Here is a 16,963-nt window from a genome sequence, read left to right as displayed (position 1 = left end):
GAAAACGTCATTGGACGCGGAGGTAAGCGGGGCCGCTGGCTATACCCCCGCCGCGAGCGCCTTAGAAGTACCAGGGGAAGGGGGACCAGTCCGGTTCGCGCTTCTCGAGGAACTGGTCGCGCCCTTCGACGGCCTCGTCGGTCATGTAGGCGAGGCGGGTCGCTTCGCCGGCGAAGACCTGCTGGCCCATCAGCCCGTCGTCGAGCAGGTTGAAGGCGAACTTGATCATCCGCTGCGCCTGCGGCGACTTGCCCATGATCTCGCGGGCCACCTGCAGGGCATCGGCCTCGAGCTCGGCGTGGTCACTCACGATGTTGACCGCGCCCATCCGGTGCATGTCCTCGGCCGTGTACGCCCGGCCGAGGAAGAAGATCTCCCGGGCGAACTTCTGGCCGACCTGCCGCGCCAGGTACGCGCTGCCGTACCCGCCGTCGAAGGAGCCGACGTCGGCATCGGTCTGCTTAAAGCGCGCGTGCTCGCGCGAGGCCATCGTCATATCGCAGACCACGTGAAGGGAGTGACCGCCGCCGGCCGCCCACCCGTTGACGAGGGCGATGACGACCTTCGGCATCGTGCGGATGAGGCGCTGGACTTCGAGGATGTGCAGGCGCCCCCCTTCGGCCTTGACCCGGCGCTCGTCGATCCCGTCGGCTGAGTCGTCCCCGGTCGGGTCGGCGGCGTACTGGTAGCCGGAGCGCCCGCGGATCCGCTGGTCGCCGCCGGTACAAAACGCCCAGCCAGACGTGGTCGCCGAGGATCCCTCGCGCGGTGATGGACCGTTGCCCGTCAGCAGCACGACCCCGACGTCGGGGGTGCGGCGCGCGTGGTCCAAGGCGGTGTAGAGCTCGTCGACGGTGTGCGGGCGGAAGGCGTTGAGCACCTCGGGGCGGTCGAAGGCGATCCGCACACACCCAAGATCACGCGCCCGGTGGTAGGTGATGTCGGTGAAATCGAAACCCGGCACCTCATCCCACGCCTCGGGGTCGAAGGTCTCACTCACATTCGGTAGCGCGCTCACGTCCGCGATCCTACGGCGAGGTCTACCGTGTTCCAGGCCACAAGGACGTGCGGAGGGAAGGGGGTCGCGGTGGCGACTCAGACCGAATTGATCAAACCGAAGGCCTTCAACCTGATCGGCCCCGGGCTCATCGTCGCGGCGACCGGCGTCGGAGCCGTGGACCTCGTCGCGACCTTGATCGCCGGGCAGAAGTACGGGTATGCGCTGCTCTGGTGCGTCATCCTCGGGTGCCTGATGAAGATCGTCCTCGTCGAAGGCGCGGGGCGATTCACCCTGGCGACGGGCGCGACGATCTTCGAAGGGTGGAGCTCGCTCGGGAAGTGGACGACCTGGTACTTCGGGCCGTACATCGTCATCTGGGGCTTCGTCTACGGCGCCGCGGCGATGGCGGGCACCGGTCTGCCGCTGCACTCCCTCTTCCCCCAACTCCCGGTGAGCGCCTGGGGGATCTTGAGCGGTCTGATTGGCCTATCCATCGTCTGGCTCGGCCGGTACGAGATCTTCGAGAAGGTCTGTGCCGCGCTCGTCGGGCTGATGTTCATCACGATGGTCGGCGCCGCGATCATGACCGTCCCCAACCTCGGCGAGATCCTCGGCGGGCTGATCCCGCGGATCCCCGATGGCGCGATGATCAACGTCCTCTCCGTCGCCGGTGGTGTGGGCGGCACGATCACGCTGGCCGCCTATGGGTACTGGATCCGGGAGAAGGGGTGGACCGAGCCGCGGCATATGCGGCTGATGCGCTTCGACAACAAGCTCGCCTACGCGGTCACCGGCATCTTCGTGGTCTCGACCCTCATCGTGGGGGCCGAGTTGCTCTACTCCGCCAAGATCGCCATCGATACCGGTGACCAGGGCCTGCTGCAGCTCTCCGATGTTCTCGCCGCGCGCTACGGCGAGTGGGCGGGCAAGGTCTTCCTCGTCGGCTTCTGGGCCGCAGCGATGTCCTCGCTGCTCGGCGTCTGGAATGGCGTGTCGATGATGTTCGCCGACTTCATGGGCCACGCGACCAAGCAGCCGGAGGACCACCAGGACCGCAGGGCGGGCGGCCGGTGGTACCGCCTCTACATCCTCTGGCTCACCTTCCCGCCGATGATCATGATGTTCCTCGGCAAGCCGGTCTGGCTGATCCTCGCCTACGGCGTCCTCGGCGCCTTCTTCATGCCCTTCCTCGCCGTCACCTTGATGTGGCTGCTCAATACCTCGCGGACCCCGAAGCAATGGCGCAACGGCTGGTTCACCAATCTCGCTATGGGATTGGTGACCCTCGCCTTCCTCGCGCTGGCGGCCACTGAGCTAGCCAAGGTGCTGACCTAGAAGGGGGCGACATAGGCTCAGGTCTCGTGGCGAAGGTAACGAGCCGATGACCTGGGGCACCAAGCACTCCCTCATGGAGCGCCTGCGCACCGAATCCGGCAGCGCGCTGCTCCTGGTCGTGGTAGCCGGCATCGCGCTCCTGTGGGCGAATTCCCCCTTCTCCGAGGCCTACCACCACCTGTGGGAGACCGACCTCGCGATCAGCCTCGGCGATCTCTCGCTGAACTTGAGCCTGCACCACTGGGTCAATGACGGCCTGATGATCCTCTTCTTCTTCGTCATCGGTCTGGAGGTGCGCCAGGAGCTCGCGATCGGGGCACTGAAGGAGCGCAACCGCGCGTGGGTGCCGCTCGCGGCCGGGTTCGCCGGGGTCGTGACGCCGGCGCTCATCTACCTCGCGATCGCCGGGCGAGACGCCCCTGCGGGCTGGGGTGCGGTCGTCGGGACTGACACCGCCTTCCTGCTCGGTGCCCTCGCCCTAGTCGGACCGTCGATGTCGCAGCAACTGCGGATCTTCCTCTTGGCCCTGACGGTCGTTGACGACTTCCTCGCCGTCACCATCATCGGCGTCGTCTATACCGACAACCTGCGGCTCGTGCCGCTCGTCATCGCGCTCGTCGCCCTCGTGGCGCTCTGGTACCTCGGGCGCACGAGCCAGTGGCGGAGCATCCCCTACATCATCCTCGTCGTCATCATCTGGCTCGCGACGCTGGAGTCCGGCGTGCACCCCTCGCTCGCCGGGATGGTGGCGGGCCTGCTGATCCCCGCCCGAGCGACGGAGCGCGGTCATGTCGAAGATGCGGGCACCCTCTTTCGCGATTACACCCAGTCGCCCGATCCGTCGGTGGCTCGGACCGCAACCCAGGGGGTGCGTCGCTCGATCTCGGTCAACCAGCGACTGCACGAAGGGTTCCGCGCGCCGGTCTCGCTCATCGTCGTTCCCATCTTCGCGCTCGCTAATGCCGGGGTTGACCTACGCGGAGGGATTCTGAGCGATGCCCTTGGGTCCTCGGTCACCTGGGGGGTGGTGTGCGGTCTCGTGATCGGCAAGCTGGTCGGCATCTCCTTCGGTGCCTGGGTGGCGATCAAGGCGGGCTGGGGGACCTTGCCCGACGGTGTCGGGCCCGGATCGGTCCTCGGCGGCGCGGCGTTGTCGGGGATGGGCTTTACCGTCTCCCTCCTGGTCGTCGGTCTGGCTCTCGAAGGGAGGGCAGCCACCGAGGCGAGCGTCGGCATCATGCTCGCGATGGTGCTCGCCGCCCTTGTTGGATGGGCGATCTTCGCAGGCGCCCGCAGGTGGCTGGGCGAGACCACGGCCGATCTGCCCACTCAACTGGACCCGCCGGTCGACCCGTCGTATGACCACATCCGCGGACCGCACGACGCCCAGTTCACGCTGGTCGAATACATGGACTTCGAGTGTCCGTTCTGCGCCCGCGCGACCGGCATGTGGCGGGACCTACGCGGCCATTTCGGCGACCGGATCCGTTATGTCGTGCGGCATCTGCCCCTCGACGACGTCCACCCACACGCCCGCGCTGCGGCGATCTGCGCCGAAGCGGCAGCCGAGGAGGGCAAATTCTGGGAGATGCACGACGCCCTCTTCGCCGACCAGGAGCACCTGGAGGCCGCCGACCTCGAGGCGCGCGCGCAGGAGATCGGCCTGGATCTGGATCAGTACCGCCGCGATATCGCCGATCCCCGACTGGCCGAGCGAGTCCAGGACGAGGTCGACAGCGCGCACCGGAGCGGCGCTCGCGGCACGCCCACCTTCTATGTCTGCGACACCCGACACATCGGTCCGCACGACGCGCGCACGTTGATCGCGGCGATCGAGGAGTGGGAGCCCGAAGAGGCCCTGCGCCGCCGCTCGTAACGGCGGCGCTCAGAGGCGGTTCGTGCCGAACATCCGCCCCATAGCGGCGTCCATGACCGGCGCGGGGACGAACCGGGCCGCCGCGACGACCGCCTTCGCGCTGAGCGGCACCTGATAGCGCACCTTCGGCCGGGACGCCGTGGCGGCATGGACAATCGCGTCCACCACCACCGAGACATCCGCCGCCTGGGAGCCGAACATCTCTTCGTGCGTCTTCGCCAGCCGACGGGCCTGCGCGGCGTAGGCGCCCTCGCCGGAGTAGGTGGCGAGGCTCTGCGATGCGATTCCTCCGAACTCGGTCTTGATCGCGCCGGGTTCGATGATGCTGACCTTCACGCCGTGCGGCGCCAGCTCCATCCGCATCGCATCAGAAAGACCCTCGACGGCGTACTTCGTGGCGTGGTACCAGCCTCCGAGCGGTTCGCTGACGTGCCCGGCCACCGAGGCGATGTTGATAATCCGCCCGGCGCCGGCGGCCCTCATGTGCGGCAGGACGAGCTGGCTCATCCGGGCGAGCCCGATGACGTTGACCTCGAGCTGGCGCCGGGCCACCTCCATCGGAACATCCTCGACCGCCCCGAAGACGGAGTACCCCGCGTTGTTGACCAGGACATCGATCCGGCCATGCTCGGCAAGCACCGCATCGACGAGCGTCACCATCGACTCATCGTCGGTCACATCGAGGACGTGCGGCTGAACCCCCTTCGGGACGAGCCCGTGGAGCCGGTCGGTGCGTCGTGCGGCGCCGATCACCGTGGCGCCGCGCTCGGCGAGTGCCACGGCCGCGCCTTCCCCAATCCCGGAGGAGGCGCCGGTGATGACGATGACAGGCGAGGTCTTCATCGCTCCACTATCGCTTATGCCCGCTACGGTGATGACCACGTCCGGATCAGATGGTCGAAGGGAGCGCCATGGCTCTGCGTTGGTACTCGGTCGTCGTCGATGCGAGCGATATCGCGATGCTGGCGAGGTGGTGGGCCGAAACCCTGGACTGGCAACTGATCTACGAGGACGAGGACGAAGCAGCGATCGTGCCCCGAGATGTTGACGGTGGCATCATCGACGACCCCGACCTCTGGCGGCGCCAAGGGCCAGGCATGGTGTTTGTGCTGGTCCCGGAGGCCAAGACCGTGAAGAACCGGCTCCACATCGATTTAGCTCCCCACATCAGTGACGACCGTGAGGCGAGTATCCAGCGCTTGGTGGATCGCGGGGCGACCCGGGTCGACGTCGGGCAGCGCGAGGACGTCACCTGGACGGTCCTGGCCGACCCGGAGGGCAATGAGTTCTGCGTGCTGTCGTCTCGCGATCGATGACCGGGCGCATCGACGCGCTGGTCATCAGGGGGCAGTCCTCGGGCTCGGGTACGCTAGATGGTTTGGTGGCCGGGGAAGCCACCACCACTGCAGGTGGTCGTTGTCCGGCTCGCTGGGGCGCCGCAACGGGACCTGCCGCTGACAACGAGGGGTAATACATCTATGGCCGACGTCAGTCGTCGACGCCTCACCACCGGCCTTGCGTGGTCCGTGCCGGTCATCGCGGTCGGTGCCGCGGCTCCGGCGTTTGCTGCCAGCAGATGCATCCCGCAGATCGGGCTGAACTCCCAGGTGAAGTACAACTGGGGCACGTGGGTGCAGGGTCGCGATACGCCCACCAATCAGGTGCTGACGCTCGAACGCACCTACATCTTGGTGCGCGGTCTGCACCAGAGTGTCGATGTCCAGTCGGCGAAGATCACCTACTACGTGGAGCGCCGCAACGGGCAGACGAGCCGGGGACCGGGCATCTTCTACCTTGGCAACCAAACGGCAAGCGTTCCCGCGCTGCAAGACCAAGGCCCGGGCGACACCCCCGGATGGTCTGGTCCGTCGAAGACACCGGTCAATAACCTCGCGGCCACCTCGGCGAACAACCTGGCGAATGTCGTCTATACCCAATCAGCCGGCACGACGTTCGTTGCGCCGTGGTCGTGGTCGATGACCTTCTCGTGGGATCTCAACCCGACCAAAACCAACGTCATCGAGGGCGAGCCGACGCCTCAGGTATGTCGCAGCGTCGACACCAGCAGGATCGGGGGGCAGAACCTGTCGAATCCGATGACAACGCTGCCCTATGTGGTGACGTACAGCGATGTGCTTGCGATCGAACCCGGCAGCGCCGATAGGAACTTCCATGTGAGGGCTGACATCTCGGTGACCCTCTCCGACGGGACCACGCTGCAACAGCAGGGAGCCGGGAACTGGTGGATCCGTTAGGGGTCGTGAACACGTGGACCTAAAGGAGGCACTCGCGCACCTGCACGTGGTCCGGGTGCCGATGCGGGTCCGCTTCCGCGGCATTACCGAGCGGGAGTGCGCCCTGATCGAGGGGCCGGTCGGCTGGGGTGAGGTGTCTCCCTTCCTCGAGTACGGCCCCGAGGAGTCCGCTCGCTGGCTCGCCGCCGCGCTCGAAGCCGCCTGGCAGGGCTGGCCCGGAGCGGTCCGCGACCACGTGCCGGTCAACGCGACCGTGCCCGCAGTCGCCGCCCCCGCGGTCGCCGGCGTGCTTGCCCGCTTCGATGGCAGCACCACCGCCAAGATCAAGGTCGCCGAGCGCGGTCAACACCTCTCCGACGACGTGGACCGCGTTGCGGCCGTGCGTGATTGCCTTGGCGAAGGCGGGAAGGTGCGCCTGGACGCCAACGGTGGCTGGTCGGTCACTCAGGCCCGCGAGGCAATTACGGCGCTCGCCCCCTTCGGGCTGGAGTATGTCGAGCAGCCCTGCGCCACCGTCCCCGAACTCGCGACGCTGCGGCGCGCACTTGCCCGCGACGGGTTGGACGTGCCGATCGCCGCCGACGAATCCATCCGCAAGGCCGAGGACCCGCTGCGGGTTGCGCGCGAGGACGCTGCCGATCTCGTGGTGGTCAAGGTCGCTCCGCTCGGCGGGGTGCGCCGCGCCCTGGAGATCGTCGACGCAAGCGGGCTGCCCGCCGTCGTGTCCTCGGCCCTGGAGACGAGCGTCGGGATCCGCGCCGGCGTCGCCCTGGCCGCCGCGTTGCCGGAGCTGCCCTACGCCTGTGGGCTGGGCACCGTCGGCCTGCTCGGTGGCGACAGTGCCGCCACCCCCTTCGTGCCGAAGGGGGGCGAGCTGCCAGTGACACCGGTCGACGCAGATCCGGAACATCTCGCGCGCTGGGCGGCTCCGGCCGAGCGCGTGCAGTGGTGGCGCGACCGGCTGACCGCGATGTGGGAGTACCTGCCCTCCTGATCCACAGGCCCGGCTGTGGTGGTCGCCCTTATCCACCGCGAGCGCCTCGGCTGGGTGACTGATCGACCGTGCGGGCGACCGTGGAGCGGTGGATCCGATCGACCTTACGGGCATCAGCGGCCGGCTGCGGAGCATCAGCGCCGACGCCGTGACCTTGGCCGGTGCGTTGGCAACGCTCCAGCAGGTGCGATGGCACTCGCCGGCAGCCGAGCTCTACCGCGAGCAACTCCGCCAGCGGGTTCGTCAGGTCCGAGATCTCGCGGACGCAGCGGCTGGCCTCGCTCGTGAGGTCGACGCCCTCGAGGAAGAGGCGTCGCGCACCTTGGCCATCGTGGTCGCTCGGGTCCGCGAGACTCAGCGCGACCTCGAAGCCCTGGCACGCGAAGCCGGAGGCGCGGCCGGGTCGGTCGCTGACGAGGTGGAGGAACGGCTGGGGATCGTCCACCGCCGACTGCTGCGAGCGCGCGGAGTGCTTGATCGCTATCGACGCGTGCGGTCCAAGGGGCTCTGGTGACCCGCGGGCCGGACGGCGAGGAGCCGCTGGTCGTGGTCGGCGGTAGCGACGGCGTGGCGGCGGTGCTCACCGAGGTTGACGCCGCCGGTCGCACGCTGGGCGAGGTCGCTCGGCGACTCGCTGGCCTGGCAGCAGACGTCAGCCGACTCGCCGCGAGCCCCGATCTCCTCGCCGCCGGAGTGCTTGCCCCGCTCGGCGCTGCGCGCGTCCATGCCGAGTTGCTCACGCTCGCTGGCCCGACGGGTTTGCTTGGGGCCGCAACGCAGACCGAGGGACTCGGTGTGGCGGTCCGAGCCGCGACCACGGCCTACCGCAAGGCCGAACGGGCTGCAGAGGCGCTCATCAATGGAGCCGACCATCTGGCCGGCTACCTCCTTGGCCGCTATGTCGGCACCGCGATCATCGCGGGGGTGGCCTTATCGACTCCGAGCGCTCTGATCGCGGGGGCGGCCACGCTCGCCCATCCGAGCACACGCCATCTCACGCTGACGGCGTTCCGGCAGCGATCCGAGATCGGCGGACGCTTGAGCGAGCAGGCGGGGACGTCACTCGACCGGTGGCTCTTCGATCACCCCTGGCTCACCGACCACGCCGCGGAGAGCCTCGACGGTCTAATCCTCGGAGTCGGGGACGGCGTGGCTCCGATCGGCTGGTGGTTGAGGTGGCGGTCGCTTCGCGCTGGCACGCCGTACCCACCGCACAGCCAAGAGGAGGCGCTGCAGGTCGTCCTCGCGATCGCCGCGGGGACCGCGCTCGATGAGGGCGGCCGCGGGATTCGGGTGAAGCCCCGCCGTGTGGTGGGCGCGAGCGCCCCTCAAGACCTCGCGGATCTGGTGGCAGATGACGGACGCGCGTCGGGAGGGCGCGACGTCCGGGTGATCGGTGTGCCCCAAGCCGATGGGTCATGGGGCTGGATCGTCGACATCCCGGGGACTCAGGACTTCACGCCCTTCGCCGGGGACAACCCGTGGGACTCCACGAGCAATGTGCGCCTTGAAGCCGGCCTCACGACCGCCACGATGGCGGGGGTCGAGCGCGCCCTCAGCGATGCCAAGTCCCGGGTCGGCGGGCCGGCCGACGCCCGCCGACGCGATCGAGTCCTGCTGTCGGGGCATAGCCAGGGCGGGATCACCGCGGCAGCGCTCGCGGCCCAGCCGGAGTTCCGGGCGCGGCACGCGGGGTTGAGACACATCATCACTTCGGGCGCCCCGATCGGGCGGAGCGGTCTCCCGCCGGAGATCCATGTCCTCAGTCTTGAGCACGAGCAAGATCTCGTGCCTCGCCTCGACGGCGAGGACAACCCGGACCGGCCGAATTGGGTGACGGTGCGGCGTGATCTCGCCGATGAGTTGGGTCAGCACGGCCGATCGACGGGTGCGCATGACGGAAGTCGCTATGGCGAGACGGCGGCCCTCGCCGAACACCAACAGCACCCGTCGGTCGCCACCTGGCTCGCGGAGATCGAGCCCTTCCTTGACCGCGAGGGGACGCGCGAGGGGGTGGTCGTCGTCGACTACCGCTTGGCTCGCGAGCCGCCATGACGGGCGAGATCCGGGGGTCGGTGGAAGGGAGTGTCCGCAGACCTCTGGCACGATCGGGGACGTGAATCCCTCCACCGCCTGCGCCCGAGCACTCCTCACTGAGTTGACGCGCCTCGGTCTGCGGGAGGTGGCGATCTGTCCAGGGTCCCGGTCGGCCCCCTTGGCCTATGCCGCAGCCGAACTGGACCGACAGGGGCGCCTTCGGATGCACGTGCGGGTGGACGAACGCTCGGCCGGCTTCCTCGCGCTCGGGCTCGCGAAGGTGTCCCGCCGACCCGCCGTCATCATCACCACCAGCGGCACCGCCGTCGCCAACCTGCATCCCGCTGTACTCGAAGCGCACCACGCGCAGGTGCCCATGATCGTCTTGAGCGCCGATCGCCCGCCTGAGCTGCGGGGCACCGGCGCCAACCAGACAACGGTGCAGCCGGGGCTCTTCGGTTCGTCGATCCGATGGTCCGGTGAGCTCGGCACGCCGGAGGGCCGCGATGGTGAGGACGCCTCGTGGCGCTCCACCGCGGCACGTGCCTGGGTCGGTGCGATGGGTATTTTCACGGGCCACCCTGGACCGGTCCACCTCAACGTCCCCTTCCGTGATCCGCTCACCCCACCACTGCCAGGCGCCGACGACGTCGAGGGGAAGGAGTCGGCCGGGGCAAGGGAGACCTCCTCGCCCAAGGTTGCCGTCTTCGAGCATCCCGCCGATCGATGGGCCACGGGATCACCGCTAACCCTCGACGAGCGGGACACGATCGCCGTCATCGGTGATCTTCCCGACGATGAAGCCCGCGAGCGCGCCCTGCGCTGGGTACGGGCCAACCGGCTCCCCACCGTCACCGAGCCGATGGGGGACCTTGCGGGCCCCAGCGACTCCCCGGACACCGTGCTCCCACACGGCAGCATGATCCTGACGGCGACGCGATGGCTCGACGCCCATGCGCCCCAGCGGGTCATCGTGATTGGCCGGCCCACCCTGACGCGCAGCGTCGGTGCGCTGCTCCGCAGACCCGGCCTGGACGTCGACGTGGTGACCGCCGAACCGGAGTGGACGGACCCCGGTCATGTCGCGACCGCGGTCCACCCGATCCGTGCGCTCCAGACCGAGGGGAAGCGCGAGCTCACCCCCTTCGCCAGCGCCTGGGTCGACGCCGGTGAGCAGATCGCGAGAGCTCTGACGGCCAACGAGACCATCGTGACCGGACCAGCCATCGCGCGCGCGGTGAGCGAGGCGATGCCAAAGGGGTCGACGCTTTTCCTTGGGTCGTCGAGCGCCGCCCGCGATCACCATCTCGGAGTCGCGCGCACCCCGGTCGGGAGTCGGGTCATCGCCAGCCGTGGACTCGCGGGGATCGATGGTTGCGTCTCGACGGCGGTCGGACTGGCGTTGAGCGATCCGGATACGCCGACCTACGCCCTCGTCGGAGACCTCACCTTTGTCCATGATTCGGGGGGCCTCACGATCGGTCCCGGCGAGCCGACCCCGGACCTCACGATCGTGGTCGTCGACGACCACGGCGGGGGCATCTTCGCGACCCTCGAATACGGGGAGCCCGAGCGGGCGGCCCACTTCGACCGCGTCTTCGCGACGCCGAGCGGAGTAGATATCGAGACGCTCTGCCGGGCCCATGGGTACCCGTGCGCCACGGTCGAGGGCCTCGACGTCTTGGCTCGCGAGATCGCCGCACCGCCGCGAGGGCTGAAGATTCTGCGGATTCCGCTGGACCTGAGCGGACGTCGTGCGGTCTCCGAAGACAGCCGCGGCAAAGTTGCGGGCGCGCTGTCCGCGTCGTGAGCAGATCTCGCCCCCTTCGTCCACATGGTGAGATGGCGGTTACGATCGGCTCCCATTCGGGGGACCTCGTGACCGACCGGTTAACCAGCGGGGGCATACTCGGGATCAGTGCGCTCCCCTGCGCCTGTCAATGACGTCGGGTCAAGCACCTCGTGAGGGCCTGACATCGGTTTAGAAGGGACATGCGAAATATGCACAGGACAACGATGTCCGTGGCCCTGGCGGCGGTTGCCGCTCTGGGTCTCGCGGCGTGCGGATCCGGCAACAGCTCCGACAGCAGCGGCGACGCCTCCGCGGGCTCGACCGGCGCCTACACGCCGAAGGAGGGTGGGGCCGGCGGCGACGTCGGGGTCTTCACCTGGTGGGCGGAAGGCTCGGAGAAGAAGGGCCTCGACGCGCTCGTTTCGGAGTTCGAAAAGCAGTACCCGAACGACAAGTTCGTTAACCTCGCCGTCGCGGGCGGCGCTGGCAGCAACGCCAAGGCGAAGCTCGCGTCCGACCTTGCCAATGGCAACCCACCCGGATCCTTCCAGGGTCACGCGGGCGCCGAACTGACCGACTACATCCTCGCCGACCCGCCCCAGATCGAGCCGGTTAACGACGTCATCAACGCCCTCGGCGGCGAGAAGGTCTTCCCGAAGGACCTCCTCGATCGCCTCACGGTCGACGGCAACATCTACTCGGTCCCCTCCAATATCCACCGCGCCAATGTCGTCTGGGCGAACCCGAAGGTCCTCGACAAGGCCGGGATCAGCGAGACCCCCAAGGACATCAAGGGGTGGATCGCCGATATGGACAAGGTCAAGAAGTCCGGCGTCAACACCCCGCTGTCGATCGGCGGCACGTGGACCCAGGTGCAACTCTTCGAGACCGTCCTGATGGCCGATCTCGGCGCCGAGAAGTACGCGGGCCTCTTCGACGGCTCGACGAAGTGGGACTCCGAGGAGGTCAAGACCGCGGTCAACGACTTCAAGACCCTGCTGACCTACACCAACAAGGCCTCCGACGGCGATGACTGGCCGGACGCGACCAACATGGTGATCGACGGCAAGGCCGCCTACAACGTCATGGGTGACTGGGCCGTCGCCGAGTTCGAGGCGAAGGGCGCCAAGGACGGCGAGGACTACGTCTACTTCCCGGTCCCCGGGACCGACGGCGTCTTCGACTTCCTCGCGGACTCCTTCACCCTGCCGAAGGGCGCGCCGAACCCCGATGGCACCAAGGACTGGCTGATGCTGGTCGGCTCCGCCGATGGGCAGAAGGCCTTCAACCTCGCCAAGGGCTCGATCCCGGCTCGGACCGATGTCCCGGCCGATGACTTCCCGAAGTACCAGCAGAGCGCCATGGAGTCCTTCAAGAGTGACACCATCGCGTCCTCGATCGCGCACGGCGCTGCTGCTCCGCTCGCGTGGACCGATGACATCTCCAAGGCGACCGCGAAGTTCTACTCCACCAAGGATGCGGACGGGTTCCTGAAGGACCTCACCGCCGCCGCGGACAAGAACGTCGTCAAGTAGTTAAAGACAACATCCGTTCGGGGGCCTGATCCGGGCCGGTCGCTCACGCAGCCGGTCCATGGTCGGGCCCCCGATGGGTGAAGGGAGCCGTGCATTGAAGCGGGAAAAGAACTGGCTACCCGGGCTCTTGCTCGTCACGCCCTCAATCGTCCTGGTCGGGATCTTCGTCTACGGCCTGATCGGGCAAAACGTCTGGACGTCGCTCACCTCGTCCTCCAAGCGGGCGGTCTCTGGGGGGCGGGTCGTCGAGGTGACCCAAAACGAGGGTGGCTTGGCCAACTACACGTCGCTGCTCGGCAGTGACGGCTACCAGCACGCGCTGTGGAATCTCCTCGTGCTCACCGTGGTCTTCCTCGTCGGCACGATGCTTTTCGGGCTGCTCTGGGCGGTGCTGCTCGAGAAGGGGGTCACGGCCGAAGGGGTCTTCCGCTCGATCTACCTCTTCCCGATGGCGGTGTCCTTCATCGCCGCCGGTGTCGTCTGGCGCTGGCTGCTGAGCCCCGGTCAGGGCGAGCAGGCGGTGGGGTTAAACAAGCTCTTCCAGATGGTGGGCCTCGATGGCCTCCAATCGGAATGGTGGTCGACCGATAGTCGCTGGTCGATGGCCGCGATGGCGATGCCCGCGATCTGGCAGCTGTCTGGCTACGTGATGGCCCTCTTCCTCGCGGGCTTCCGCGGGATCTCCGAGGACCAGCGCGAGGCGGCCCGGATCGATGGGGCGAGCGAGTGGCAGATCTATCGCCACGTCCTCTTCCCGCAGCTCTCGCCGATCGCCCTGTCCGCGCTGATCATCATCGGGCACATGTCGATGAAGATGTTCGACCTGATCTATGCGATCGCCGGGGCGAACTCCTATGTCGCTTCGGTGCCCGCGACGCTGATGTGGACCCAGATGTTCAACCAGGGAGACAAGGTCGCGGCCGCGGTCAACGCCACGATCCTGCTGCTCATCGTCGCGGTGCTCGTGATCCCGTACCTCGTCTATACGAACAAGACCGAAAGTGAGGGCGACTGATGACGACCGCGACCGATGTCGTGACGCCGGAGCCGCAGGTCTACAAGCAGACCGGGTATGCGCCGGGGACGCGGAGCAGCGGGTGGGGGCGAGTAACTCGCTATGCCCTGCTAATCCTCTTCGCTCTCGGCGTGCTCATGCCCCTCTACGTGCTACTCGTGACGAGCTTCAAGCCGGCGGCCGGCGTGAGTTCGAGCGAGGCGTGGTCGTTGCCGACGCAGTGGTCGACCGAAGGGTGGTCCGCCGCGATCGAGCGGCTCGCCCCCTCGATGGGCCGCACGCTGGTCCTCGCGGTGGCGGCGGCGGTGCTGTCTTCGATCCTGGGGTCGATGAACGGCTTCGTCTTCGCGCGGTGGCGCTTCCCGGGGTCGCAGGTGATCTTCACCCTCTTCCTCTTCGGCATGTTCATCCCGTACCAGGCGGTGATGATCCCGCTCACCGGGATGATGCTCGACGTCGAGCAGCAGCTGCCGTGGTTCCAGGGGATCGTGAAGCTGATCGTCGTGCACACGATCTTCGGCATCCCGATCTGCACGCTGATCTTCCGCAATTACTACGCGACGGCGGTCCCGCGAGACATCCTCGAGGCGGCCAAGATCGACGGTGCCGGGATGCTGCGGGTCTATCGCTCGATCGTGCTCCCGATCTCGATCCCGGCCTTCGTCGTGACCCTGATCTGGCAGTTCACCTCGGCGTGGAACGACTTCCTCTTCGCCCTCTTCCTCACCAACCGCAACAACGGGCCGGTCACCTTCGCGCTCAATGAACTCGCCGGTGGTCAGAACCCGAACTATCCGATGATCATGGCGGGCGTCATGGTCGCGTCCTTGCCGACGCTGCTCGTCTACATCCTGCTCGGCCGGTATTTCATCGGCGGGCTGATGTCGGGCTCGGTGAAGTAGGCGGGGCCTGACCGATACCGCGAAGAGGGGTGAGCCGGATCCGGCTCACCCCTCTTCGTCGGTCGGTCGTGCGGCAGCGGCTTCGCGTCAGCGACCGGGGTGGTCGGCGGTGAGCGCGTCGCGCATCGGCAAGAGCTTGGCGTCGGACTCGGCGACCTCATCCTCGGCGATCGAGCCGGCGACGATGCCGCAGCCGGCGAAGAGGCGCAGGCTGGTCGGGCCGGTGAATCGGCCACACCGCAGGGCGATGCCCCATTCGCCGTCGCCGCTTGCGTCCATCCACCCGACCGGACCGGCGTAGCGCCCGCGGTCGAGGTGCTCGAGTTCGCTGATCACGGCATCGGCGACCGGCGTCGGGGTCCCGCACACCGCGGCCGAAGGGTGCAGCGAGGCCGCGAGCGTGAGGGAGGTGGAGTTGTCCTGCGCGACGCCCGCGACATCGGTCGCGAGGTGCATGACATTGCTGAGGTGAAGGACGAAGGGGGCTTCCGGCACGTTCATCGACGACGTGTGCGGGGCGAGCGCGTCGGCCACCGAACGCACGGCGTACTCGTGCTCCTCGAGGTCCTTGCTGGAGCGCGCCAGGGATCCGGCGAGTGCGAGGTCGTGACCGTCATCGCCGGTGCGGCGAATGGTTCCCGCAAGGACCCGAGAGGTGACGAGGCCACGCTCGAGCCGGACGAGCATCTCCGGGGTCGCGCCGACGAGCCCGGCCACCGCGAAGACCCAGGTCGTGTCGTAGTCCTCGGCGAGGCGCCCGAGGATCCACCGCGGATCGATCGCGGCATCGGCGTCGACATCGAGCGCGCGGGCGAGGACCACCTTGTCGAGTTCGCCAGCGCCGATCCGGGCGACGGCCTCATGGACTGCGCCCGCCCAGGCTGCGGCGGAGAGCTCACCATCGGCGAAGCGCACTCCGTCGGGCGCGCTCGGTGACGGCGCGGGACCGGGCACGACATCGGCGGGGGGCACCGTGGGGTCGGTGGTCATGGTGGTGATCCAGGCGCTCTGACCGCGGCGCCCGACGACGACCTCCGGGACCACGAGGACCGACGGGTCCTCGGAGCGCTCCGAGTAGGCAATCGAGCCGAAGGCGACCGGTCCGGTGCCAGGCTGGACCACCTCGTCGCGCACGATCGCGTCGCGGGCGATCTGTTGCCACCACGCGTTGGCGTCCTCGAAGCGGTGAGCGCCGCCCCCTTCGAACGTCAGGGTCCGGCCCCAGCCGACGAGGCCTTCGCCGCGACGGACCCACGAACACAACTCGCCCGGGTCGCTGACCTCCGGGAGCAGCGCGAGGAGGTGCGCGGCCACCGGGAGCGGGATCGCGACGGTGCGGGCGATGAGTGCCGGTGCAGTCGCGCTAGCGGGGGAGGTCATGGCGAAGGTCAGCCTACGACGACTTCACCTGGGCGCGGTGCCCTGGGGGCGTGAGTCTGATCGCGCTCGGCAGACGGCTTCGTTGGCGAGCGGATGCCGGTTGCGCTCGCGGCGGGTGCGAAGATGTCGGGCATGGCCAGGGCTCAACTCGATAAGGATCCGCGCGACGTCGCCGCCATGTTCGACGTGGTCGCGGAGCGCTATGACATCACCAACGACGTCCTCTCCTTGGGGCAGGACCGTCGGTGGCGCAAGGCCACCCTCGCGGCGGTGGATGCCCTGCCAGGAGAGCGTGTCCTCGATATCGCGGCTGGCACGGCCACCTCTTCGGAGCCCTTCGCCGATGCCGGGGTCGACGTCGTCCCGGCCGACTTTTCGCTTGGGATGCTGCGGGTGGGCAAGCGCCGCCGCCCCGACCTGCCGTGCACCGCGGCCGACGCGACGAAACTCCCCTTCGCCGACGACTCCTTCGATGCGGTGACGATGTCCTTCGGGCTACGCAATGTCCGCGACTACGCCGCGGCGCTGCGCGAGTACCGGCGCGTGACCCGGCCCGGTGGGCGCCTCGTGATCTGCGAGTTCAGCCAGCCGACGAACCCGCTCTTTCGCAAGATCTACGTCGAGTACCTGATGCGCTCGCTACCGGCGGTGGCGCGCCGGGTGAGCTCCGACCCCGAGTCCTACGTCTACCTCGCCGAGTCGATCCAGGCCTGGCCTGCTCAGCGGGAACTCGCCGAGGACATCGCCGAGGCCGGTTGGACCGACGTTCGCTGGCGCAACCTCTCCGGCGGGATTGTCACCCTTCACCACGCCACGAACCCGTAACCGGATCCGAAGCGTCG

The 16,963-nt window shown here is 68.1% G+C and carries 15 protein-coding genes; 12 read left to right on the top strand and 3 right to left on the bottom strand.

Going from position 1 to position 16,963, the window contains the following annotated elements; translation table 11 throughout:
• Window positions 1-61: 61 nt before the first annotated feature.
• Window positions 62-1,018, bottom strand: coding sequence for a 1,4-dihydroxy-2-naphthoyl-CoA synthase (locus AB8K43_RS12400; RefSeq protein WP_370894522.1), 957 nt, complete (start codon window positions 1,016-1,018; stop codon window positions 62-64).
• 69 nt (window positions 1,019-1,087) lie between these two features.
• Between AB8K43_RS12400 and AB8K43_RS12395 the strand changes: the two genes are divergently transcribed.
• Window positions 1,088-2,335 (top strand): Nramp family divalent metal transporter, encoded by a 1,248-nt coding sequence (locus AB8K43_RS12395; protein ID WP_370894521.1) that lies wholly within the window; start codon window positions 1,088-1,090, stop codon window positions 2,333-2,335.
• Between the two features lie 46 nt (window positions 2,336-2,381).
• Window positions 2,382-4,211 carry a Na+/H+ antiporter NhaA gene (nhaA, locus tag AB8K43_RS12390; RefSeq protein WP_370894520.1) on the top strand — a complete coding sequence of 610 codons (1,830 nt, stop codon included), beginning with the start codon at window positions 2,382-2,384 and terminating at the stop codon, window positions 4,209-4,211.
• Between the two features lie 9 nt (window positions 4,212-4,220).
• Here the strand turns inward: nhaA and AB8K43_RS12385 are convergent, their stop codons facing one another.
• A complete protein-coding gene (locus tag AB8K43_RS12385; RefSeq protein ID WP_370894519.1) occupies window positions 4,221-5,054 on the bottom strand; it encodes an oxidoreductase in 834 nt (277 codons plus the stop codon).
• 68 nt (window positions 5,055-5,122) lie between these two features.
• On the opposite strand from AB8K43_RS12385, the gene AB8K43_RS12380 reads away from it, so the two are divergent.
• From AB8K43_RS12380 to AB8K43_RS12340, 9 genes are all read left to right on the top strand, one after another.
• A complete protein-coding gene (locus tag AB8K43_RS12380) occupies window positions 5,123-5,527 on the top strand; it encodes a VOC family protein (protein WP_370894518.1) in 405 nt (134 codons plus the stop codon).
• Window positions 5,528-5,689: 162 nt separating this feature from the next.
• A complete protein-coding gene (locus tag AB8K43_RS12375) occupies window positions 5,690-6,466 on the top strand; it encodes a hypothetical protein (RefSeq protein WP_370894517.1) in 777 nt (258 codons plus the stop codon).
• 13 nt (window positions 6,467-6,479) lie between these two features.
• On the top strand, window positions 6,480-7,460 hold the full coding sequence (locus AB8K43_RS12370) for an o-succinylbenzoate synthase (protein ID WP_370894516.1): 981 nt from the start codon (window positions 6,480-6,482) through the stop codon (window positions 7,458-7,460).
• Window positions 7,461-7,548: 88 nt separating this feature from the next.
• Window positions 7,549-7,974 carry a hypothetical protein gene (locus tag AB8K43_RS12365; RefSeq protein ID WP_370894515.1) on the top strand — a complete coding sequence of 142 codons (426 nt, stop codon included), beginning with the start codon at window positions 7,549-7,551 and terminating at the stop codon, window positions 7,972-7,974.
• The gene (locus tag AB8K43_RS12360) at window positions 7,971-9,515 is read left to right on the top strand and encodes a hypothetical protein (protein ID WP_370894514.1); all 1,545 of its coding nucleotides are present in this window, start codon (window positions 7,971-7,973) and stop codon (window positions 9,513-9,515) included. Before AB8K43_RS12365 ends, AB8K43_RS12360 begins: the two co-directional genes overlap by 4 nt.
• 61 nt (window positions 9,516-9,576) lie before the next feature.
• Entirely contained in the window at window positions 9,577-11,307 is a 1,731-nt protein-coding gene (gene menD / locus AB8K43_RS12355) for a 2-succinyl-5-enolpyruvyl-6-hydroxy-3-cyclohexene-1-carboxylic-acid synthase (RefSeq protein ID WP_370894513.1), read from the top strand.
• A 206-nt stretch (window positions 11,308-11,513) separates the two neighbouring features.
• Window positions 11,514-12,824, top strand: coding sequence for an ABC transporter substrate-binding protein (locus AB8K43_RS12350; RefSeq protein WP_370894512.1), 1,311 nt, complete (start codon window positions 11,514-11,516; stop codon window positions 12,822-12,824).
• 73 nt (window positions 12,825-12,897) lie between these two features.
• On the top strand, window positions 12,898-13,839 hold the full coding sequence (locus AB8K43_RS12345; RefSeq protein ID WP_370894511.1) for a carbohydrate ABC transporter permease: 942 nt from the start codon (window positions 12,898-12,900) through the stop codon (window positions 13,837-13,839).
• Window positions 13,839-14,741: a carbohydrate ABC transporter permease gene (locus tag AB8K43_RS12340; RefSeq protein WP_370894510.1), complete on the top strand. Its 903-nt coding sequence runs from the start codon at window positions 13,839-13,841 to the stop codon at window positions 14,739-14,741. The genes AB8K43_RS12345 and AB8K43_RS12340 overlap by 1 nt, the downstream gene beginning before the upstream one ends.
• 87 nt (window positions 14,742-14,828) lie before the next feature.
• On the opposite strand, the gene AB8K43_RS12335 is transcribed toward AB8K43_RS12340, so the two are convergent.
• Window positions 14,829-16,121 carry an isochorismate synthase MenF gene (locus tag AB8K43_RS12335; RefSeq protein WP_370894509.1) on the bottom strand — a complete coding sequence of 431 codons (1,293 nt, stop codon included), beginning with the start codon at window positions 16,119-16,121 and terminating at the stop codon, window positions 14,829-14,831.
• Window positions 16,122-16,253: 132 nt separating this feature from the next.
• Between AB8K43_RS12335 and AB8K43_RS12330 the strand changes: the two genes are divergently transcribed.
• On the top strand, window positions 16,254-16,946 hold the full coding sequence (locus AB8K43_RS12330; RefSeq protein WP_370894508.1) for a demethylmenaquinone methyltransferase: 693 nt from the start codon (window positions 16,254-16,256) through the stop codon (window positions 16,944-16,946).
• Window positions 16,947-16,963 lie beyond the last annotated feature (17 nt).

The sequence above is a fragment of the Janibacter sp. GXQ6167 genome (assembly GCF_041365945.1).
Lineage (GTDB): Bacteria > Actinomycetota > Actinomycetes > Actinomycetales > Dermatophilaceae > JBGFSK01.
The sequence above is the reverse complement of the archived record's forward strand: the minus strand, read 5'-3'. Positions and strand labels throughout refer to the sequence as shown.